The following is a 21,056-nucleotide window of genomic DNA, read 5'->3' as shown; positions in this document are numbered from 1 at the left end:
GGCCCTCCTCGACGTACCGGGCGAAGCCGTCAGCCGCCGAACTCCTCCAGGCCCTTGAGCGCCTGGTCCAGCAGCGCCTGGCGGCCCTCCAGCTCCTTGGACAGCTTGTCGGCGCGGGCGTTGTCGCCCCGGGCGCGGGCCGTGTCGACCTGCGTACGCAGCTTGTCCACGGCGGCCTGCAACTGACCGGTCAGACCCGCGGCGCGGGCCCGCGCCTCCGGGTTCGTCCGACGCCACTCGGACTCCTCGGCCTCCTGGAGCGTCCGCTCCACCGCCTGCATCCGGCCCTCGACCTTCGGGCGGGCGTCACGCGGCACGTGGCCGATGGCCTCCCAGCGCTCGTTGATCCCCCGGAACGCGGCACGGGCCGCCTTCAGGTCCTTCACCGGAACCAGCTTCTCCGCCTCGGCGGCGAGCTCCTCCTTGAGCTTGAGGTTCTCGCCCTGCTCGGCGTCGCGCTCCGCGAAGACCTCGCCGCGGGCGGCGAAGAAGACGTCCTGGGCGCCGCGGAAGCGGTTCCACAGATCGTCCTCGGCCTCGCGCTGGGCGCGGCCCGCCGCCTTCCACTCGGTCATCAGGTCCCGGTAGCGCGCGGCCGTGGTCACCCAGTCCGTGGAGCCGGACAGCGCCTCGGCCTCGGTGACCAGCTTCTCCTTCGCCTTGCGGGCGTCCTCGCGCTGGGCGTCCAGCGCGGCGAAGTGCGCCTTGCGCCGCTTGGAGAACGCCGAGCGGGCGTGCGAGAAGCGATGCCACAGCTCGTCGTCCGACTTGCGGTCCAGCCGGGGCAGGCCCTTCCAGGTGTCCACCAGCGCGCGCAGCCGCTCACCGGCCGAGCGCCACTGCTCGCTCTGCGCCAGCTCCTCGGCCTCGGCGACCAGGGCCTCCTTGGCCTGCTTGGCCTCGTCGGTCTGCTTGGCCTTGAGGACCTTGCGCTCCTCGCGCCGCGCCTCGACCGTCGCGACGAGCGCGTCCAGCCGCTCGCGCAGCGCGTCGAGGTCGCCCACCGCGTGGTGCTCGTCGACCTGCTGACGCAGGTGGTCGATCGCGGCCGTGGCGTCCTTGGCCGACAGGTCGGTGGTCTTCACCCGCCGTTCGAGGAGGCCGATCTCGACCACGATGCCGTCGTACTTGCGCTCGAAATAGGCCAGAGCCTCCTCGGGGGAACCGGCCTGCCACGATCCGACGACCTGCTCGCCGTCGGCTGTACGCACGTACACGGTGCCCGTCTCGTCGACACGGCCCCACGGGTCGCTGCTCACAGCGCCTCCTCCACCTGATGCCTGCGAGGGGGTTCGCCCCCGGGCATCGTCCACAGTTTCCTGGAGCGGGCCTCGCCCGCCCTCCACAACGCCAATCTAGGCGACCGGCCACCCGGCTGTCCGCACTCAGCGCGGCCGAAATTATTCGCCCGCGGCCGGGGCGGCCGGGCGGAGTCCGCTCCGGCCCGCGCCCGGCCGGTTCACTTCTCGGTCACGGTCGCCTTCTCGACCACCACGCTCTTCTTCGGGGCGCCGTCGCCCGCACCGCCCGCGACCCCGGCCTCGCCGACCTTCTGGACGGCCTTCAGCGAGGCGTCGTCCATCGTGCCGAAGGGGGTGTAGGTGGGCGGGAGCTTCGTGTCCTTGTAGACCAGGAAGAACTGGCTGCCGCCGGAGTTCGGCTGGCCGGTGTTGGCCATCGCCACCGTGCCCGCCGGGAAGGTCACCGTGCCGTCGCCGCCCGCCTTGCCGAGCGCGTCCAGGTTCTCGTCCGGGATGGTGTAGCCCGGGCCGCCGGTGCCGTCGCCCTTCGGGTCGCCGCACTGCAGGACGAAGATGCCCTGCGTGGTGAGCCGGTGGCACTTCGTGTCGTCGAAGTAGCCCTTGTCGGCCAGCGCCTTGAAGGAGTTCGCGGTGCGCGGGGTCTTCGCCGCGTCGATCGAGAACGCCATGTCGCCCTGGCTCGTGCTGAGCGACATCGTGTACGCGGCCTTCTTGTCGATCTTCATCGCCGGCTCGGGGGCCTTGCTCTCGCTCTTCGAGGGCTCCGGCGCGGGGCTCCGGCTCGCCGCCGCGTCGTCGCCCTTCTTCCCGTCGTCGCCGCCCGCCGCCATGTACGCGCTCACGCCCACCACCGCGGCCACGGCCACCGCCGAGGCGGCGATCACGGTGATGCGCCTGGTCCTGCGGCGGGTCTCCTCCCGGCGCTTCTGCTGCCGCTCGAACTTCTCCCGGGCGAGCTGCCGCCGCCGCTGTTCGCTGCTGGACACCGGTGGGTCTCCTTGTACGTCGTGATGATCCGGCCAGGGTTGCCCCGTACCGTATATGGGTTACCTGTGTCGTGAGGAGCGCCGGTAGGCTCTGAACTGCTGCATCCTTCGCTGCCGCCGCTCCCGCCGGACGAACATTAAGGACGATCGTGCTCATTGCCGGGTTCCCCGCCGGGGCCTGGGGGACCAACTGCTACCTGGTCGCCCCCGCCGCCGGTGAGGAGTGCGTGATCATCGACCCGGGCCACCAGGCCGCCCAGGGCGTCGAGGAAGCGCTCAAGAAGCATCGGCTCAAGCCCGTCGCCGTCGTCCTCACCCACGGCCACATCGACCACGTCGCCTCGGTCGTCCCGGTCTGCGGCGCCCACGACGTCCCCGCCTGGATCCACCCCGAGGACCGCTACATGATGAGCGACCCCGAGAAGGCGCTGGGCCGCTCCATCGGCATGCCGCTGATGGGGGAGCTGACCGTGGGGGAGCCGGACGACGTCAAGGAGCTGACCGACGGATCCCGCCTTGCGCTGGCCGGTCTGGAGTTCGGCGTCTCGCACGCGCCGGGCCATACCAAGGGGTCGGTGACGTTCGGGATGCCCGAGGCCGCGGACGTCCCGCCGGTCCTGTTCTCGGGCGACCTGCTCTTCGCCGGCTCCGTCGGACGCACCGACCTGCCCGGCGGCGACCACGCCGAGCTCATCGAGTCGCTGGCCCGCGTGTGCCTGCCCCTCGACGACTCGACCGTGGTGCTGTCCGGCCACGGCCCCCAGACGACCATCGGCCGCGAGCGCGCCTCCAACCCGTTCCTGAACGGTCTGGACGCGCCGCCGCGCCGAGGAATGTGACGAGAGACCTTTCTGTGAGCACCTTTCAGGCCCCCAAGGGCACGTACGACCTGATCCCGCCGGACTCCGCGAAGTTCCTCGCGGTGCGCGAGGCCATCTCCGCGCCGCTGCGCGACTCGGGCTACGGCTACATCGAGACGCCCGGCTTCGAGGACGTCGAGCTCTTCGCCCGCGGCGTCGGCGAGTCCACCGACATCGTCACCAAGGAGATGTACACCCTCACCACCAAGGGCGGAGCGGAGCTGGCCCTGCGCCCCGAGGGCACCGCGTCCGTGCTGCGCGCCGCGCTGGAGGCCAACCTCCACAAGGCCGGCAACCTCCCGGTCAAGCTCTGGTACTCCGGCTCGTACTACCGCTACGAGCGCCCGCAGAAGGGCCGCTACCGCCACTTCTCGCAGGTCGGCGCCGAGGCCATCGGCACCGAGGACCCGGTCCTGGACGCCGAGCTGATCATCCTGGCCGACCAGGCGTACCGCTCGCTGGGCCTGCGCCGGTTCCGGATCCTGCTCAACTCGCTCGGCGACAAGGAGTGCCGCCCGGTCTACCGCGAGGCGCTCCAGGGCTTCCTGCGCGACCTCGACCTCGACGAGGAGACCCGCCGCCGCATCGAGATCAACCCGCTGCGCGTCCTGGACGACAAGCGGCCCGAGGTGCGCAAGCAGCTCACCGACGCCCCGAAGCTCCGCGACCACCTGTGCGACGCCTGCAAGGCGTACCACGAGGAGGTCCGCGCGCTGCTGACGGCGGCCGGCGTCGCGTTCGAGGACGACGAGACGCTGGTGCGCGGACTCGACTACTACACGCGCACCACGTTCGAGTTCGTCCACGACGGCCTCGGCGCGCAGTCGGCGGTGGGCGGCGGCGGGCGCTACGACGGCCTCTCGGAGATGATCGGCGGCCCCGCGCTCCCGTCCGTCGGCTGGGCGCTCGGCGTCGACCGCACGGTACTGGCCCTGGAGGCGGAGGGCGTCGGGCTCGACATCCCCGCCACCACCAGCGTGTACGCGGTGCCGCTGGGCGAGGAGGCCCGCCGGGTGCTGTTCGGCGTCGTCACCGAGCTGCGCCGCGCGGGGGTGGCCGCCGACTTCGCGTTCGGCGGCCGGGGCCTGAAGGGCGCGATGAAGAGCGCCAACCGCTCCGGCGCCCGGTTCACGCTGGTGGCCGGCGAGCGGGACCTGACCGAGGGCGTCGTCCAGCTCAAGGACATGGAGTCCGGCGAGCAGGCGGCGGTGCCGCTGGCGGAGGTCGTGACGGAGCTGACCGGACGCCTCGGCTGAGCGACCGGAGGCCGGACACCGGAATCCGGACAGAGCCGCGGGCGGGAGGACCGGATCCTCCCGCCCGCGGCCGTTCCCGTCCGCCGTTCCCGCATTCGTGGGAGCAGCCGCCGGGTCGCCGTCGCCCTCGTCGTCGCCCGGTGGCCGTCGACCGGTCAACTTGCCGGGATCCGATTCATCCGGTCCGACGACGTCCACCCGGGAACTTCCGCGGCCCGTTCCCTCGCCGGGGCCGCCCGACTCCCGCTCGACCCCTTCTTTCCAGCCGTCCGCGCCTGCCGTGCACACGTCTTTACGCGCATCGAACGGATGGCCTCCACGGGGGTGCGGCACAATGACCTTGCCCGGCTGGCCACTCAGTGATGGAACGGCGATATGACGACTGCAGCGGTAGACCACCACACCCCGTCCGATCAGGACCGGGACGGCGGAAAGCGGACCATCGGGGCGGGCCGCGGTCTTGCTCTGCTTCTGATCATCACCGGAGCGGCCGGACTCCTGGCCGCCTGGGTCATCACGATCGACAAGTTCAAGCTGCTGGAGGACCCCTCCTTCACGCCCGGGTGCAGCCTCAACCCGGTCGTCGCGTGCGGCAACATCATGAAGAGCGAGCAGGCTTCGGCCTTCGGGTTCCCCAACCCGATGCTCGGACTGGTCACGTACGCGATGGTCATCGCCATCGGCGTGGGCCTGCTGGCCGGCGCCCGCTACCGCAGCTGGTTCTGGCTCGGCCTCAACGCCGGGACGCTGTTCGGCGTCGGCTTCTGCACCTGGCTCCAGTACCAGTCGCTGTACAACATCAACTCGCTCTGCCTGTGGTGCTGCCTGGCCTGGGTCGCCACCATCGTCATGTTCTGCTACGTGACCACGCACAACGTCAAGCACCGCGTCCTGCCCGCTCCGTCCTGGCTGCGCAACGGCCTGATGGAGTTCCCCTGGGTCCTGCCGGTCCTGTGGATCGGGATCATCGGCATGCTGATCCTGACCCGCTGGTGGGACTTCTGGACCAGCTGACGCCGACGCGACCGAGCACGACGCCGCCGGGCTGTTCACCTACGGAAATCCGTGGGTGAACAGCCCGGCGGCGTTGTCAGTGGGGTGGCATAGGCTTCTTGTCGTGGAGCCCGACCTCTTTACCGCAGCCGCCGAAGACCGCCAGGAGAAGGACCCGTCCAGCAGCCCCCTCGCTGTACGGATGCGTCCGCGCGTCCTCGACGAGGTCGTCGGCCAGCAGCATCTGCTGAAGCCGGGCTCGCCGCTGCGCCGGCTCGTCGGCGAAGGGGGCGGGGGGCCCGCCGGTCCGTCCTCGGTGATCCTGTGGGGCCCGCCCGGCACCGGCAAGACGACCCTGGCGTACGTGGTCAGCAAGGCCACCAACAAGCGCTTCGTCGAGCTGTCCGCGATCACCGCCGGCGTCAAGGAGGTGCGGGCCGTCATCGACGGGGCCCGGCGCGCGACCGGCGGCTTCGGCAAGGAGACCGTCCTCTTCCTGGACGAGATCCACCGCTTCTCCAAGGCCCAGCAGGACTCGCTGCTGCCCGCCGTGGAGAACCGCTGGGTGACCCTGATCGCCGCGACCACCGAGAACCCCTACTTCTCGATCATCTCTCCGCTGCTCTCGCGCTCGCTCCTGCTGACCCTGGAGCCGCTGACCGACGACGACCTGCGCTCCCTGCTGCGCCGGGCGCTCACCGACGAGCGGGGGCTCGGCGGTGCGGTGACCCTGCCGCAGGACGCGGAGGCGCATCTGCTGCGCATCGCGGGCGGCGACGCCCGGCGGGCGCTGACGGCTCTGGAGGCGGCGGCGGGCGCGGCGCTCGCCACGCACGCCGACGAGGTCACGCTGGAGACGGTCGAGGCGACCGTCGACCGCGCCGCCGTGAAGTACGACCGCGACGGCGACCAGCACTACGACGTGGCCAGCGCGCTCATCAAGTCCATCCGCGGCTCTGACGTGGACGCCGCGCTGCACTATCTGGCGCGGATGATCGAGGCGGGGGAGGACCCGCGGTTCATCGCCCGCCGGCTGATGATCTCGGCGAGCGAGGACATCGGCCTCGCCGACCCGACCGCGCTGCCCACGGCGGTGGCCGCCGCGCAGGCCGTCGCGATGATCGGCTTCCCGGAGGCGGCGCTGACCCTCAGCCACGCCACCATCGCCCTGGCCCTCGCGCCGAAGTCCAACGCGGCCACGCTGGCGATCTCCGCCGCGCAGGAGGACGTCCGCAAGGGGCTGGCCGGTCCGGTCCCGGCCCATCTGCGCGACGGCCACTACAAGGGCGCCGCCAAGCTGGGCCACGCCCAGGGCTACGTCTACCCGCACGACGTCCCGGGCGGTATCGCCGCCCAGCAGTACGCCCCGGACGCGGTCCGGGGCCGGAGGTACTACACGCCCACCCGCTACGGCGCCGAGGCGCGGTACGCGGACGTGGTCGAGCGGGTCCGCGAGCGCCTCGGGGGCGCCGGCGACGGGGCGGACGCGTCCTGAGCGGCCGGATCCGGCGTATCCGGCTCAGTGCGCGGCGGCCTCGAAGAGGGTGTGCATCGCCCGCCGCAGCTCGGTGACGTCGCGCACCGGCTCCGGGAACTCGAAGCGGGCGTCGAAGCACGAGTCGCGGTCCTCGACGAAGCGGACCCGCAGCCCGAAGCGGTCCAGGGCGACGGGCACGGCGGAGGGCCGGTGGGCCGGGCAGACGTCGGTGGCGCGGTCGCCGAGCAGGGTGCTGAGCGTGCCCACCTGCTCCGCGTGGGCGGCGTGCAGATGCTGGAGCAGCTCCGCCTCGTGGGTGACGAGCGGATCGGGCGCGGCGTCCCGGAAGTCGTCCGGTTCGACGTCCTGCTCGCCCCAGAGGTCGTCGACGTACGCCTCGCCGAACTCCAGGCGCAGCATCATGCGGCCGGGCTCGGCCAGTCCGGGGACGGCGGTCAGCCAGCCCGAGACCCGGGCGCGGGCCCGGATCCGGTGCGGTACGGAGACGGGAGCGACGTCCGTGATCTCCAGCACGGCGGTCAGCTCGTCGCCCTGGGCGTGGGTCGCGGCGCGCACGGCCGGGGAGTCCGCGGGGAACTCCAGGAAGACGTCGCCCTCCGGCCCCACGCTGCGGCTGTCCGGAATCAGGGGCTCGGCACGGGCCAGGTCCAGGCCCGGTACGACGAGCATCGCGGAGCAGGTACTCTGTACGAGAGTTCGTGTGCGCTCGGCTGCTGACGGCATCCGAGTGTTTTCAAGCCCGCTGGGACGCGGCTGACCACGATCAGATCGGCCTTCCGTCGTAGCAGCACCTTCTGGTGTGCTGCCGCTGTCTGTGCTGTCCGTGACGTGAGTGGTGTTCCCAGGGCGAGACATGCGATCTCCTTGAGTAAGGTAAGCCTAACCTAACCTACAACGGAGGTCTGGAGAACGTGCCTAACCAGTCGCGTCCCAAGGTCAAGAAGTCGCGTGCCCTCGGCATCGCCCTGACGCCCAAGGCTGTCAAGTACTTCGAAGCGCGTCCGTACCCGCCGGGCGAGCACGGCCGTGGCCGCAAGCAGAACTCGGACTACAAGGTCCGTCTGCTGGAGAAGCAGCGCCTGCGCGCGCAGTACGACATCAGCGAGCGCCAGATGGCGCGCGCCTACGACCGCGCCAAGAAGGCCGAAGGCAAGACGGGCGAGGCGCTGGTCGTCGAGCTCGAGCGCCGCCTCGACGCCCTGGTCCTGCGTTCGGGCATCGCCCGCACCATCTACCAGGCCCGTCAGATGGTCGTCCACGGCCACATCGAGGTCAACGGCGGCAAGGTCGACAAGCCGTCCTTCCGCGTGCGCCCCGACGACATCGTCCAGGTCCGCGAGCGCAGCCGCGCCAAGGTCCCCTTCCAGGTGGCCCGCGAGGGTGGTTACGACACCGACGGTGAGACCCCGCGCTACCTCCAGGTGAACCTGAAGGCCCTGGCCTTCCGCCTGGACCGGGACCCGAACCGCAAGGAGATCCCGGTGATCTGCGACGAGCAGCTCGTCGTCGAGTACTACGCCCGCTGATCCAGGCGCAGCCGCTCTCACCAGCGCTCCGGCCCGCCCCTCCCTGTCATCCGGGAGGCGGCGGGCCTTCGCGTGGCCCCGGGCGGCAGGACGGCCGGCTTCCCCGGCGGGTCCAGGCGTCGCCGCGCGCCGCCGCCGGCCAGCGCCCGGTCGACCGCGGTGTCCGGATCCAGCCGGTTGCCGGCCCGCAGCCCCGCCTCGTACGCCGTGTCGCCCAGTTCCGCGCGCAGCCGCCCCTCGCACTCCGCCCGCGGCCGTCCGAAGTACGCCGAGCCGAACAGCGGCAGCCCCACCGACGGCCAGACCCGCTCCGCCGCACCCTGGAGCACCGCGGCCTCCCGGGCGTCGCCCTCCACCGCCGTCACCAGCGCCAGCAGCTCCAGCGAGAGCACGGTGACGGTCAGGTCGTTGAAGGTCCGGCCGATGGTCAGGCACTCGCCGAGCATCGTGCGGGCCTCAGCGGGTCTCTCCCGCCGCAGCGCCGCGTAGGCCAGGACGTAGAGCGCGTACGCCAGCGTCCACCGCTCGCCGTGGTCCTCGCAGACCTCCCGGACCTCGCCGCAGACGGCCGCCGCCTCCTCCAGATCGCCGAGGAAGGCCACCGTCATGGCCAGCTCGACCCGCGCCATCAGCACGTTGCTGTTCAGCTCGCCGATCTCCCGGTAGCGGCCGAGCGCGTCGCTCAGCAACCCCTCGGCCCGCGGCAGGTCGTCCGTGACCATCGCCAGGCAGCCGGTGCGGTGCACCGCGTACGCCATCGCCGTCGCGTCCCCGCACCGCTCCGCCTCCTCGCGGCACTCCTGGAGCGCGCGGAGCGCGCCGACCGCGTCCCCCTGGAGCACGGCCACGTAACCCAGCACCCAGAGCACCTTGAGCCGCGCCGCGTCGGACGGAGCCGGTTCCTCCAGTACGTGGTCCAGCCAGTGGCGGCCCTCCGACAGCCGTCCGCAGCCGGCCCAGTAGAACCACAGCGTGCCCGCCAGGTACTGCGCGAGACGCACCTCGTCCGGGCTCTCCATCGAACACTCCATCGCCCGGCGGAGGTTCGGCAGCTCGCTGTCGACGCGCGCGGCCACCTCCGCCTGGCGCGGGCTGAACCAGTCCAGCTCGCACCAGGTCGCCAGGCCCAGGAACCAGTCCCGGTGACGCCGCCGCAGCCGCTGGGCGTCGCCGGTGGCCGCCAGCCACTCGGCCCCGTACTCGCGGACCGTGTCCAGCAGCCGGTAGCGCGTGCCCGCGGCCCCGTCCTCGCGCACCACCACCGACTGGGCGAGCAACTCCTCCAGCGCGTCCAGCACCGAGTCCGCCGGCAGGTCCGGCCCGCCGCAGACGTACTCGGCGGCCTCCAGGTCGAACTGCCCGGCGAACACGGAGAGGCGGGCCCACAGCAGCCGCTGCTCCGGCGTGCACAGCTCGTGGCTCCAGCCGATCGCGGTGCGCAGCGTCTGATGGCGGGGCGGCGCGCCGCGGCTGCCGCCGGTCAGCAGCCGGAAGCGGTCGTCCAGCCGCAGCAGCACCTGGTCCACGGAGAGGGCGCGCAGCCGCCCCGCGGCCAGTTCCAGGGCCAGCGGGATGCCGTCGAGGCGGCGGCACAGTTCCAGGGTGGCGGCGCCGTCGGCGGCCGTCGGCCGGCGGCGGGGGGCCAGGGCGCGGGCCCGCTCGGTGAACAGCTCCACCGCGTCCCCGTCGGACATCGGCGCGAGCGGGTACGTCAGTTCGCCGTCCACCTGGAGAGGGCGGCGGCCGGCGGCGAGCACCTGGAGCCCCGGGGCCCGGCGCAGCAGCTCCCGCACCAGCGTCGCGCAGGCGTCGACGAGGTGCTCGAAACCGTCGAGCACCAGCAGCGCGCTGCGCTCGGCGAAGTGGCCGGCCAGGACGGAGCGCGGCGGCCGGCCGGAGTGGTCGGTCAGTCCCAGGGCGTCGACCAGGGCGTGCTCCAGCAGGTCCGGGTCGCGGACGGCGGAGAGCTCGGCGAGCCAGACCCCGTGGCAGTACCGTTTCTCCAGGAGTCCGGCGAGCTGGGTGGCGCACCGGGTCTTTCCGACGCCCGCCACTCCGGCGACCGTGACGAGTCTGGACCGCTCCAGCAGCCGCGCCAGCTCGGCCAGTTCGTCCTCGCGCCCCACGAACCGGTTCAGCTCCGCGGGGAGGTTGCCGCGGGTCGCGGCCGGGCGGGGGTCGGGATCGCCGGGGTCGGGGCAGCGGTGCTGAAGGCGTCGCATGAAACACGCAGAGTACTGGCTTGGCAGCTCTCCGTACAATCTCCTCGGGCCAACTGCCCTCCGGACCCCGGTGAATGCGGTAGGGGAGGAGATGCCCGGCGCGATAGGCTCGGGGGACGACGACCGTACGCGCGCAGCGGCCGGCCGTGACCGAACGGAGACGAGCCCCGCAGGGGGCCGAGCGACGAGCAGAGAGCGGTGCACAGTGTCCGGTGGAGAGGTGGCCGGGATCCTGGTGGCCGTCTTCTGGGCGATCCTGGTCTCGTTCCTCGCCGTGGTGCTGGTGAGGCTGGCCCAGACGCTCAGGGCGACCACCAAGCTCGTGGCGGACGTGACCGAGCAGGCCGTCCCGCTGCTGGCCGACGCCTCGGCGACGGTGCGATCCGCGCAGACCCAGCTCGACAAGGTCGACGCCATCGCCACCGACGTGCAGGAGGTCACCTCCAACGCCTCCGCGCTCTCGACCACCGTCGCCTCCACCTTCGGCGGACCGCTCGTCAAGGTCGCCGCGTTCGGCTACGGCGTACGGCAGGCGCTCGGCCGCCGCACCGCGCCCGAGCCGGAGCCGGCCCGCGACCGTTCCGCCGACCGGCGTACGGTGATCGTCGGCCGGACCGTACCGTCCGCGCGCGGACGCAAGCGCGACCGCCGAAGCTCCCGCGGACAGAAGGACTGATCCAGCGATGTTCCGCCGCACCTTCTGGTTCACCGCCGGCGCAGCCGCCGGCGTCTGGGCCACCACCAAGGTCAACCGCAAGATCAAGCAGCTGACCCCCGAGAGCCTGGCGGCGCAGGCCGCCGACAAGGCGATCGAGACGGGGCACAAGCTCAAGGACTTCGCCCTGGACGTCCGCGAAGGCATGGTCCGTCGCGAAGCCGAACTGGGCGGAGCCCTGGGCCTCGACGCACCCGTCGACCCCGAACTCCCCGTACAGCGCCACTTCGCCGTCGAGGCGGCCCGGCCCGCACCGCACGCGAAGAGGGCAGGGTCCGCGAAGAACCGGCCCGCCCGCCGCACGCTCCCCTCCAACTCGAACAACCGGAATGAGGACCACTGATGGAGTCGGCTGAAATCCGCCGCCGCTGGCTGAGCTTCTTCGAGGAGCGCGGTCACACCGTCGTCCCTTCGGCGTCGCTCATCGCGGACGACCCGACTCTGCTGCTGGTCCCCGCCGGCATGGTCCCCTTCAAGCCGTACTTCCTCGGTGAGGTCAAGCCGCCCGCCCCGCGCGTCACCAGCGTGCAGAAGTGCGTGCGCACGCCGGACATCGAAGAGGTCGGCAAGACCACGCGGCACGGCACCTTCTTCCAGATGTGCGGCAACTTCTCCTTCGGGGACTACTTCAAGGAAGGGGCCATCCAGTACGCCTGGGAGGCCCTGACCAACTCCGTCGAGGACGGCGGCTTCGGGCTCGACCCCGAGCGCCTGTGGATCACGGTCTACCTGGACGACGACGAGGCCGAGCAGATCTGGCGCGACAAGATCGGCGTCCCCGCCGAGCGCATCCAGCGCCTGGGCAAGAAGGACAACTTCTGGTCCATGGGCGTACCCGGCCCCTGCGGCCCCTGTTCCGAGATCAACTACGACCGCGGCCCGGAGTTCGGCGTCGAGGGCGGCCCCGCCGTCAACGACGAGCGGTACGTGGAGATCTGGAACCTCGTCTTCATGCAGTACGAGCGGGGCGCCGGCGACGGCAAGGAGGACTTCCCGATCCTCGGCGACCTCCCGTCGCAGAACATCGACACGGGTCTCGGCCTCGAACGCCTCGCCATGATCCTGCAGGGCGTGCAGAACATGTACGAGACCGACACCCTGCGCGTGGTCATGGACCGGGCCACCGAGCTGACCGGCATCCGCTACGGCGCCGACCGGGGCACCGACGTCTCGCTCCGCGTCGTCGCCGACCACATCCGCACGTCGGTGATGCTCATCGGCGACGGCGTCACTCCGGGCAACGAGGGCCGCGGCTACGTGCTGCGCCGCATCATGCGCCGCGCCATCCGCAACATGCGGCTGATGGGAGCCACCGGGTCGGTCGTCCGGGACCTGGTCGACGTCGTGATCAACACGATGGGGCAGCAGTACCCCGAGCTGATCACCGACCGCAAGCGCATCGAGACGGTCGCGCTCGCCGAGGAGGCCGCCTTCCTCAAGGCCCTCAAGGGCGGCACCAACATCCTGGAGACCGCCGTCACCGAGACGAAGGCCGCCGGCGGCCACGTCCTCGCCGGCGACAAGGCGTTCCTGCTCCACGACACCTGGGGCTTCCCGATCGACCTGACCCTGGAGATGGCCGCCGAACAGGGCCTGTCCGTGGACGAGGACGGCTTCCGCCGCCTCATGCAGGAGCAGCGCGACAAGGCCAAGGCCGACGCCCGCGCCAAGAAGACCGGTCACGCCGACCTGTCCGCCTACCGCGAGGTCGCCGACACCGCCGGCGCCACCGAGTTCACCGGCTACACCAGCACCTCGGGCGAGTCCACCATCGTCGGCCTGCTGGTCGACGGCGTTCCCTCGCCCGCCGCCACCGAGGGCGACGAGGTCGAGGTCGTCCTGGACCGCACCCCCTTCTACGCCGAGGGCGGCGGCCAGCTCGCCGACACCGGCCGCATCCGCGTCGACACCGGCGCCGTCATCGAGGTCCGCGACGTCCAGAAGCCGGTCCCCGGCGTCCACGTCCACAAGGGCGTCGTCCAGGTCGGCGAGGTGACGGTCGGGTCCTCGGTCCTGGCCTCGATCGACGGCACCCGCCGGCGCGCCATCGCCCGCGCCCACAGCGCCACCCACCTCACCCACCAGGCGCTGCGCGACGCCCTGGGCCCGACCGCCGCCCAGGCCGGTTCGGAGAACTCCCCGGGCCGCTTCCGCTTCGACTTCGGTTCGCCGGCCGCCGTGCCCGGCACGGTCCTCACCGACGTCGAGCAGAAGATCAACGAGGTCCTGGCGCGCGAACTGGACGTCCAGGCCGAGGTCATGTCCATCGACGAGGCCAAGAAGCAGGGCGCCATCGCCGAGTTCGGCGAGAAGTACGGCGAGCGGGTCCGGGTCGTCACCATCGGCGACTTCTCCAAGGAGCTGTGCGGCGGCACGCACGTCCACAACACCGCCCAGCTGGGACTGGTGAAGTTGCTCGGCGAGTCCTCGATCGGCTCCGGAGTGCGCCGCATCGAGGCCCTGGTCGGCGTCGACGCGTACAACTTCCTGGCCAAGGAGCACACGGTCGTCGCCCAGCTCCAGGAGCTGGTCAAGGGCCGTCCCGAGGAGCTGCCCGAGAAGATCGCGGGCATGCTCGGCAAGCTCAAGGACGCCGAGAAGGAGATCGAGAAGTTCCGCGCGGAGAAGGTCCTGCAAGCCGCCGCCGGACTCGTCGAGTCCGCCAAGGACGTCCGGGGCGTCGCCCTGGTCACCGGCCAGGTCCCGGACGGCACCTCCGCCGACGACCTGCGCAAGCTGGTCCTGGACGTGCGCGGGCGGATCCAGGGCGGCCGGCCGGCCGTCGTGGCGCTGTTCACCACGGCAAACGGCCGCCCGCTGACGGTCATCGCCACCAACGAGGCCGCCCGTGAGCGCGGTCTCAAGGCCGGCGACCTGGTCCGCACGGCCGCCAAGACGCTCGGCGGCGGCGGCGGCGGCAAGCCCGACGTCGCCCAGGGCGGCGGCACCGACCCGGACGCCGTCGGCGCCGCCGTCGCCGCCGTCGAACGCCTCGTCACCGAGACGGCGTGACGGGCGGGATGACGCGCATGCGCCGCGGACGACGGATCGCCGTCGACGTCGGGGACGCCCGGATCGGGGTCGCCTCGTGCGACCCCGACGGGATCCTGGCCACGCCGGTGGAGACCGTGCCGGGACGTGACGTCCCGGCCGCCCACCGGCGGCTGGCGGGCATCGTCGAGGAGTACGAGCCGATCGAGGTCATCGTCGGCCTGCCGCGTTCGCTCGGCGGGGGCGAAGGGCCCGCTGCCGCCAAGGTCCGCGAGTTCGTCCAGGTCCTCGCCCGCTCGGTGGCGCCCGTTCCGGTGCGTCTGGTGGACGAGAGGATGACTACAGTGACGGCGAGCCAGGGGCTGCGGGCCTCGGGCGTGAAGTCGAGGAAGGGCCGTTCCGTCATCGACCAGGCCGCCGCCGTGGTGATCCTCCAGAACGCCCTGGAGTCCGAACGGGCGTCAGGCAATCCTCCCGGTGAGGGCGTCGAGGTGGTTGCCTGATCGCGATACGGTAACGTTCCGCGCGATGCGACGGTGTTCGAACAAGCACCGCACAGCAAAGAGGCGGAACGTCGTCTCGCGGCTCTAGGGGATCGATGACTGAGTACGGCCGGGGTCCCGGCTCTGAACCGTGGCATCCCGAGGACCCCCTGTACGGGGACCAGGGATGGGACGGCCGCCAGGCTGTCCACGGTCAAGGTCAGTACGGCGACCAGCAGCAGTCCTACCCGCAAGACGCGTACGGCCGGCAGAGCGTTCCCTCGTACGACCAGCAGAATCAGATCCCGTACGACCCGCAGGACCAGACCGGGTACGGCCGGCAGCCGCACGAGCCGCAGCACCCCGGTCAGCAGCCGTACGACCAGCAGCACCAGCAGCCGCACCACCCCGGTCAGCAGCACCAGCAGCAGTACGGCGGCGGCGCGCAGGATCCGTACGCCCAGCAGCCCGCCGCCCAGCCGCCGTACGACGGCGGCTGGGACACGGGTCAGCAGGCCGCCATGCCCTACGGCGCCCAGGCCCAGGAGCCGTACGCTCCCCAGCCCGCCGGATACGGCGAGTCCCACGACTACTACGGCACCCCCGACGCCTATCCGCCGCCGCAGCCGCCGGGCCGCCGCGAGAGCGCGGCGGAGCAGCAGGACCGGGCGGCGGACTGGGATCCGGAGGCCCCGCAGGAGGAGGCGCACCCCTTCTTCACGGGCGCGGACGAGCCGGCCGGCCGCGAGCCGGGCGAGGACGACGGCCTCGACGAGGACCCGCGCCCCGCGGGCCGGGGCGGCGGCGACCGTCGCGGCAAGAGCAAGAAGAAGGGCCGCAGCGGTTTCGCCTGCCTGGTGGTCTCCGTCGTGCTCGTCGGCGGGGTCGGAGGGGTGGCCTATGTGGGCTACACCTTCTGGGAGAACAAGTTCGGCGCTCCCGCCGACTACACGGGCATGGGCAGCGGCCGGCAGGTCGAGGTCGAGATCCCCGAAGGGGCGCTCGGCTACGACATCGCGAACACACTGCGGAAGAAGGGCGTCGTCAAGTCCGCCGGCGCCTTCGTCTCGGCGCAGAACGCGAATCCCAAGGGCAAGTTCATCCAGGCGGGCGTCTACCTCCTCAACAAGGAGATGTCGGCGGCCAACGCGGTCGAGCTGATGCTCGACCCGAAGAGCCAGAACCCCCTGTCGATCCCCGAGGGCACGCGCAACGTCACCGTCTACGCGAAGATCGACGAGCGGCTGGGCCTCAAGAAGGGCACCACCGCCGAGATCGCCAGGACCAAGGCGGAGTCCCTGGGACTGCCCGACTGGGCCGAGAACGACCCGGACATCAAGGACCCGCTGGAGGGCTTCCTCTACCCGGCGACCTACCCGGTGGCCAAGGGCTCCAAGCCGGAGGACGCGCTGAAGCGCATGGTCAAGCGCGCCAACCGGGAGTACGGCAGGCTCGACCTGGAGGCCAACGCGAGGAAGCTCGGCCTGGAGAACCCCTGGCAGCTCATCACCGTGGCGAGCCTCGTGCAGGTCGAGGGCAAGTACAAGCACGACTTCGACAAGGTCTCCAGAGTCGTCTACAACCGTCTCAGACCAGGCAATATGGAGACGGTCGGGCGGCTGGAATTCGACTCGACGGTCAACTACATCAAGGGCCAGAGCCGACTGGACATCGGAGCGGTCGACGAGCTGCGCAAGATCGACGATCCGTACAACACGTACAAGATCGCCGGTCTGCCCTCCGGTCCGATCAGCAACCCGGGTGCCGACGCCCTGCATTCGGCGATGAACCCGACGCCGGGCCCCTGGTACTACTTCGTCTCGATCAACGAGGACAAGACGGTGTTCTCGGTCACGAACGAGGAGCACGAGCGCAACCGGCGGCAGTACGAAGAGGAGAATTCCGGCCAGTGAGCACCTCCCGCCGGGCGGCCGTCCTCGGCTCGCCCATCGCCCACTCGCTCTCCCCGGCCCTGCACCGAGCGGCCTACGCGGAACTCGGCCTCGCCGACTGGTCCTACGACCGGTTCGAGGTCGACGAGGCCGCCCTGCCGGGGTTCGTCGAGGGGCTGGACGGCTCCTGGGCCGGGCTCTCGCTGACCATGCCGCTCAAGCGGGCGATCATTCCGCTGCTCGACGCCGTCAGCGCGACGGCCGCTTCCGTGGAGGCGGTCAACACGGTCGTCCTCACCGACGACGGACGGCGGATCGGTGACAACACGGACATCCCGGGCATGATCGCCGCCCTACGGGAACGCGGCGTGGAGAAGGTCGAGTCCGCCGCCGTCCTCGGCGCCGGGGCCACCGCCTCCTCCGCGCTCGCCGCCCTCGCGGTGATCTGCGCCGGACCCGTCACCGCGTACGTCCGCAGCCCGGAGCGCGCCGAGGAGATGCGCGGCTGGGGCGCGCGGCTCGGCGTCGACGTCCGGATCGCGGACTGGGCGGAGGGCGCGCGGGCGTTCGCCGCGCCGCTCGTCGTCGCCACCACGCCGGCGGGCACGACCGACGCGCTGGTCCCCGACGTGCCGCCGGCCCCCGGCATCCTCTTCGACGTGCTGTACGAGCCCTGGCCGACGGCCCTGGCCGCGGCGTGGTCCGCGCGCGGCGGAGCGGTGGTCGGAGGGCTCGACCTCCTCGTGCACCAGGCGTCGCTCCAGGTCGAGCGGATGACCGGGCTCCGTCCGGCCCCGCTCGCCGCCATGCGGAAGGCCGGCGAGGCGGCGCTCGCAGCGCGCTGAGCCTCGCGGAGAGCGCCCTCGCGCCCCGTGCGCCGTCCGTCTGACGGACCGGCGGCGGAAGCCCCCTCCCAGTCGTGGGAGGATCGGGGGCGGCGGGCCAGGGCCGCGCACCCGGTCGCGCCGTTGGATTTCAGGCGCGAGCATGAGGAGCACCGTTGAGCAGGTTGCGCTGGCTGACCGCGGGGGAGTCGCACGGCCCCGCACTGGTGGCGACGCTGGAGGGCCTTCCCGCCGGCGTGCCGATCACCACGGAGATGGTGGCGGACGCGCTCGCCCGGCGACGGCTCGGTTACGGCCGCGGCGCGCGGATGAAGTTCGAACAGGACGAGGTGACGTTCCTCGGCGGCGTCCGCCACGGACTCACCATGGGCTCCCCGGTCGCCGTCATGGTCGGCAACACCGAGTGGCCCAAGTGGGAGCAGGTCATGTCGGCCGACCCGGTCGACCCGGACGAGCTGGCCCGGCTGGCCCGCAACGCCCCGCTGACCCGCCCCCGCCCCGGCCACGCCGACCTCGCCGGGATGCAGAAGTACGGCTTCGACGAGGCCCGCCCGGTCCTGGAGCGCGCCAGCGCCCGGGAGACGGCCGCGCGCGTCGCCCTCGGCGCCGTCGCCCGCTCCTACCTCAAGGAGACCGCGGGCATCGAGATCGTCAGCCACGTCGTCGAGCTGGCCGCCGCCAAGGCCCCGTACGGCGTCTACCCGACCCCCGCCGACGTCGAGCGCCTGGACGCCGACCCGGTGCGCTGCCTGGACGCCGACGCGTCCGAGGCGATGGTCGCCGAGATCGACCAGGCCCACAAGGACGGCGACACCCTCGGCGGCGTCGTCGAGGTGCTGGCGTACGGCGTGCCGGTCGGCCTCGGCTCGCACGTGCACTGGGACCGCCGCCTGGACGCCCGGCTGGCCGCCGCGCTCATGGGCATCCAGGCGATCAAGGGCGTCGAGGTCGGCGACGGCTTCGAGCTGGCCCGGGTGCCCGGCTCCCGGGCGCACGACGAGATCGTCGCCACCGACGACGGCATCAAGCGCACCTCCGGCCGTTCCGGCGGCACCGAGGGCGGCCTCACCACCGGCGAGCTGCTGCGGGTCCGCGCCGCGATGAAGCCCATCGCGACCGTGCCGCGCGCCCTGGCCACGGTGGACGTGGTCACCGGCGAGGCGGCCAAGGCCCACCACCAGCGCTCCGACGTCTGCGCGGTCCCGGCGGCGGGCATCGTCGCCGAGGCGATGGTCGCCCTGGTCCTGGCCGACGCGGTCGCGGAGAAGTTCGGCGGCGACAGCGTCGCCGAGACCCACCGCAACGTGCGGTCCTACCTCGACCACCTGCGGATCCGATGAACGGCCCGCTGGTCGTCCTCGTCGGGCCGATGGGCGTCGGCAAGTCCACCGTCGGCGAACTCCTCGCCGAGCGCCTCGGCGCCACCTACCGCGACACCGACGCGGACGTGGTGGCCGAGGCGGGCAAGCCGATCGCGGACATCTTCTACGACGAGGGCGAGGAGCACTTCCGCGCGCTGGAGAAGGCCGCCGTGCGGGCGGCGCTCGACGGCCACCGCGGGGTGCTCTCGCTCGGCGGCGGCGCGGTCCTGGACGAGGACACCCGGCGGCTGCTGGCGGGCCGTCCGGTCGTCTACCTCTCCATGGACGTGGACGAGGCCGTCCGCCGCGTCGGGCTGAACACCGCCCGCCCGCTGCTCGCCGTGAACCCGCGCCGGCAGTGGCGCGAGCTGATGGAGGCCCGCCGCCACCTCTACGAAGAGGTCGCCCGGACCGTCGTCGCCACCGACGAGCGCATTCCCGAAGAGGTCGCCCAGGCGATCATCGACGCACTGCAACTGCCGGAGCGGGCGGCCGAGGCCGCCGCCGCACCCGGCGTGGAGAAGACAGGCATGACGCAGCAGGGCCCCGGCCCCACCCGTATCCAGGTCGCCGGCTCGGCGGGCTCCGACCCGTACGAGGTCCTGGTCGGCCACCAGCTCCTCGGCGAGCTGCCGCAGCTGATCGGGGACCGCGCCCGTCGGGTCGCCGTCCTGCACCCCGAGGCGCTGGCCGAGACCGGTGAGGCCGTCCGCCAGGACCTCGCCGACCAGGGGTACGAGGCCATCGCGATCCAGCTCCCGAACGCGGAGGAGGCCAAGACCGTCGAGGTCGCCGCCTACTGCTGGAAGGCGCTGGGCCAGACCGGCTTCACCCGCACCGACGTCATCGTCGGCGTCGGCGGCGGCGCCACCACGGACGTCGCCGGGTTCGTCGCGGCCAGCTGGCTGCGCGGGGTCCGCTGGATCGCCGTCCCGACGACCGTCCTCGGCATGGTCGACGCGGCCGTCGGCGGCAAGACCGGCATCAACACCGCCGAGGGCAAGAACCTCGTCGGCGCGTTCCACCCGCCCGCCGGAGTCCTCTGCGACCTCGCGGCCCTCCAGTCGCTGCCGGTCAACGACTACGTCTCCGGCATGGCCGAGGTCATCAAGGCCGGTTTCATCGCCGACCCGGTCATCCTCGACCTCGTCGAGGCCGACCCCGAAGGCGCCCGCTCGCCCGCCGGACCGCACACCGCCGAACTGATCGAGCGCTCCATCCGGGTCAAGGCCGAGGTCGTCTCCAGCGACCTCAAGGAGGCCGGACTGCGCGAGATCCTCAACTACGGCCACACCCTGGGCCACGCCATCGAGAAGAACGAGCGCTACAAGTGGCGCCACGGGGCCGCCGTCTCCATCGGCATGGTCTTCGCCGCCGAGCTGGGCCGCCTCGCCGGCCGCCTCGACGACGCCACCGCCGACCGGCACCGCTCCGTCCTGGCGTCCGTCGGCCTGCCGCTCGCCTACCGCGCCGACCAGTGGCCCAAGCTGCTGGAGAACATGAAGGTCGACAAGAAGTCGCGCGGCGACCTGCTGCGCTTCATCGTGCTGGACGGCATCGGCCGGCCGACCGTCCTGGAGGGCCCGGACCCCGCCGTCCTGCTCGCCGCCTACGGGGAGGTCTCCGCGTGACCCGCAGGGTCCTCGTCCTCAACGGCCCCAACCTCGGCCGGCTCGGCTCCCGCGAACCCGACGTCTACGGGGCCACGTCCTACGCCGGGCTCGTGGAGGCCTGCCGGACCCTCGGCAAGGAGCTCGGCTTCGACGTCGAGGTCCGGGAGACCAACGACGAGGGCGAGCTGATCCGCTGGCTCCACGAGGCGGCGGACGGCGCGGTCCCGGTCGTCCTCAACCCCGGCGCCTTCACGCACTACTCGTACGGCATGCGGGACGCCGCCGCCCAGCGCACCGCCCCGCTGATCGAGGTGCACATCTCGAACCCGTACGCGCGCGAGCGGTTCCGGCACACCTCCGTGGTCGCCGCGGTGGCCACCGGCACCGTCGCCGGATTCGGCATCGGTTCCTACCGGCTCGCCCTGCGCGCGCTGGCCGACGAACTGACGGACTGACACCCGCCGCCCGCCCCGCGGCGGGTGCGGCGCCGCCGCACCTCCCGGGCCGTTCACCCCGTGGCGGCCCGGGGCGGTACGGTGGCCGTCCCATCAGCG

The 21,056-nt window shown here is 72.2% G+C and carries 18 protein-coding genes; 14 read left to right on the top strand and 4 right to left on the bottom strand.

Annotation, left to right across the window (positions count from 1 at the left end; all coding sequences use genetic code 11):
- Positions 1 to 29: 29 nt before the first annotated feature.
- Positions 30 to 1,259: a DUF349 domain-containing protein gene (locus EES43_RS03790; RefSeq protein WP_124267355.1), complete on the bottom strand. Its 1,230-nt coding sequence runs from the start codon at positions 1,257 to 1,259 to the stop codon at positions 30 to 32.
- Positions 1,260 to 1,459: 200 nt separating this feature from the next.
- The gene (locus EES43_RS03785; RefSeq protein ID WP_124267354.1) at positions 1,460 to 2,248 is read right to left on the bottom strand and encodes a peptidylprolyl isomerase; all 789 of its coding nucleotides are present in this window, start codon (positions 2,246 to 2,248) and stop codon (positions 1,460 to 1,462) included.
- 149 nt (positions 2,249 to 2,397) lie between these two features.
- On the opposite strand from EES43_RS03785, the gene EES43_RS03780 reads away from it, so the two are divergent.
- The 4 genes from EES43_RS03780 (at position 2,398) to EES43_RS03765 (ending at position 6,852) form a co-directional block, all read left to right on the top strand.
- Positions 2,398 to 3,087: an MBL fold metallo-hydrolase gene (locus EES43_RS03780; RefSeq protein WP_124267353.1), complete on the top strand. Its 690-nt coding sequence runs from the start codon at positions 2,398 to 2,400 to the stop codon at positions 3,085 to 3,087.
- 14 nt (positions 3,088 to 3,101) lie between these two features.
- Entirely contained in the window at positions 3,102 to 4,364 is a 1,263-nt protein-coding gene (gene hisS / locus EES43_RS03775) for a histidine--tRNA ligase (protein ID WP_124267352.1), read from the top strand.
- 375 nt (positions 4,365 to 4,739) lie between these two features.
- Positions 4,740 to 5,378 (top strand): vitamin K epoxide reductase family protein, encoded by a 639-nt coding sequence (locus EES43_RS03770; protein WP_124267351.1) that lies wholly within the window; start codon positions 4,740 to 4,742, stop codon positions 5,376 to 5,378.
- A 103-nt stretch (positions 5,379 to 5,481) separates the two neighbouring features.
- On the top strand, positions 5,482 to 6,852 hold the full coding sequence (locus EES43_RS03765; protein ID WP_124267350.1) for a replication-associated recombination protein A: 1,371 nt from the start codon (positions 5,482 to 5,484) through the stop codon (positions 6,850 to 6,852).
- A gap of 24 nt (positions 6,853 to 6,876) precedes the next feature.
- Here EES43_RS03765 and EES43_RS03760 read toward each other — a convergent pair whose 3' ends face one another.
- Entirely contained in the window at positions 6,877 to 7,578 is a 702-nt protein-coding gene (locus EES43_RS03760) for a DUF2470 domain-containing protein (RefSeq protein ID WP_124267349.1), read from the bottom strand.
- 188 nt (positions 7,579 to 7,766) lie between these two features.
- Between EES43_RS03760 and rpsD the strand changes: the two genes are divergently transcribed.
- Positions 7,767 to 8,381 carry a 30S ribosomal protein S4 gene (rpsD, locus tag EES43_RS03755; protein ID WP_124267348.1) on the top strand — a complete coding sequence of 205 codons (615 nt, stop codon included), beginning with the start codon at positions 7,767 to 7,769 and terminating at the stop codon, positions 8,379 to 8,381.
- Positions 8,382 to 8,398: 17 nt separating this feature from the next.
- Here the strand turns inward: rpsD and EES43_RS03750 are convergent, their stop codons facing one another.
- Positions 8,399 to 10,603, bottom strand: coding sequence for an ATP-binding protein (locus EES43_RS03750; RefSeq protein WP_124267347.1), 2,205 nt, complete (start codon positions 10,601 to 10,603; stop codon positions 8,399 to 8,401).
- A gap of 220 nt (positions 10,604 to 10,823) precedes the next feature.
- Here EES43_RS03750 and EES43_RS03745 point away from each other — a divergent pair, with 220 nt between their 5' ends.
- The 9 genes from EES43_RS03745 (at position 10,824) to aroQ (ending at position 20,957) form a co-directional block, all read left to right on the top strand.
- Positions 10,824 to 11,279, top strand: a complete 456-nt coding sequence (locus EES43_RS03745) for a DUF948 domain-containing protein (protein WP_124267346.1) — start codon at positions 10,824 to 10,826, stop codon at positions 11,277 to 11,279.
- Between the two features lie 7 nt (positions 11,280 to 11,286).
- Positions 11,287 to 11,661, top strand: coding sequence for a DUF6167 family protein (locus EES43_RS03740; RefSeq protein WP_124267345.1), 375 nt, complete (start codon positions 11,287 to 11,289; stop codon positions 11,659 to 11,661).
- The gene (gene alaS, locus EES43_RS03735; RefSeq protein ID WP_124267344.1) at positions 11,661 to 14,330 is read left to right on the top strand and encodes an alanine--tRNA ligase; all 2,670 of its coding nucleotides are present in this window, start codon (positions 11,661 to 11,663) and stop codon (positions 14,328 to 14,330) included. The genes EES43_RS03740 and alaS overlap by 1 nt, the downstream gene beginning before the upstream one ends.
- 8 nt (positions 14,331 to 14,338) lie before the next feature.
- Complete coding sequence (gene ruvX, locus EES43_RS03730) at positions 14,339 to 14,812, top strand: Holliday junction resolvase RuvX (protein WP_206429988.1); 474 nt, start codon at positions 14,339 to 14,341, stop codon at positions 14,810 to 14,812.
- A gap of 95 nt (positions 14,813 to 14,907) precedes the next feature.
- Positions 14,908 to 16,704 carry an endolytic transglycosylase MltG gene (gene mltG, locus EES43_RS03725; protein ID WP_124267342.1) on the top strand — a complete coding sequence of 599 codons (1,797 nt, stop codon included), beginning with the start codon at positions 14,908 to 14,910 and terminating at the stop codon, positions 16,702 to 16,704.
- The gene (locus tag EES43_RS03720; protein WP_124267341.1) at positions 16,701 to 17,528 is read left to right on the top strand and encodes a shikimate dehydrogenase; all 828 of its coding nucleotides are present in this window, start codon (positions 16,701 to 16,703) and stop codon (positions 17,526 to 17,528) included. Before mltG ends, EES43_RS03720 begins: the two co-directional genes overlap by 4 nt.
- 155 nt (positions 17,529 to 17,683) lie before the next feature.
- The gene (aroC, locus tag EES43_RS03715; protein ID WP_124267340.1) at positions 17,684 to 18,868 is read left to right on the top strand and encodes a chorismate synthase; all 1,185 of its coding nucleotides are present in this window, start codon (positions 17,684 to 17,686) and stop codon (positions 18,866 to 18,868) included.
- A complete protein-coding gene (gene aroB / locus EES43_RS03710) occupies positions 18,865 to 20,520 on the top strand; it encodes a 3-dehydroquinate synthase (RefSeq protein ID WP_124267339.1) in 1,656 nt (551 codons plus the stop codon). Before aroC ends, aroB begins: the two co-directional genes overlap by 4 nt.
- The gene (gene aroQ / locus EES43_RS03705) at positions 20,517 to 20,957 is read left to right on the top strand and encodes a type II 3-dehydroquinate dehydratase (RefSeq protein WP_124267338.1); all 441 of its coding nucleotides are present in this window, start codon (positions 20,517 to 20,519) and stop codon (positions 20,955 to 20,957) included. Before aroB ends, aroQ begins: the two co-directional genes overlap by 4 nt.
- Positions 20,958 to 21,056 lie beyond the last annotated feature (99 nt).

Source organism: Streptomyces sp. ADI96-02 (assembly GCF_003846185.1).
Classification (GTDB): Bacteria; Actinomycetota; Actinomycetes; order Streptomycetales; family Streptomycetaceae; genus Streptomyces.
Note: the sequence above shows the minus strand (reverse complement) of the source record. Positions and strands in the feature narration are given on the sequence as shown.

Excerpts from the sequence above, each read along its gene's own strand:
- EES43_RS03770 (WP_124267351.1), top strand. The coding sequence starts at position 4,740 with ATGACGACTGCAGCGGTAGACCACCACACCCCGTCCGATCAGGACCGG.
- EES43_RS03760 (WP_124267349.1), bottom strand. The coding sequence starts at position 7,578 with ATGCCGTCAGCAGCCGAGCGCACACGAACTCTCGTACAGAGTACCTGC.
- EES43_RS03750 (WP_124267347.1), bottom strand. The coding sequence starts at position 10,603 with ATGCGACGCCTTCAGCACCGCTGCCCCGACCCCGGCGATCCCGACCCC.
- EES43_RS03740 (WP_124267345.1), top strand. The coding sequence starts at position 11,287 with ATGTTCCGCCGCACCTTCTGGTTCACCGCCGGCGCAGCCGCCGGCGTC.
- alaS (WP_124267344.1), top strand. The coding sequence starts at position 11,661 with ATGGAGTCGGCTGAAATCCGCCGCCGCTGGCTGAGCTTCTTCGAGGAG.
- ruvX (WP_206429988.1), top strand. The coding sequence starts at position 14,339 with ATGACGCGCATGCGCCGCGGACGACGGATCGCCGTCGACGTCGGGGAC.
- mltG (WP_124267342.1), top strand. The coding sequence starts at position 14,908 with ATGACTGAGTACGGCCGGGGTCCCGGCTCTGAACCGTGGCATCCCGAG.
- aroB (WP_124267339.1), top strand. The coding sequence starts at position 18,865 with ATGAACGGCCCGCTGGTCGTCCTCGTCGGGCCGATGGGCGTCGGCAAG.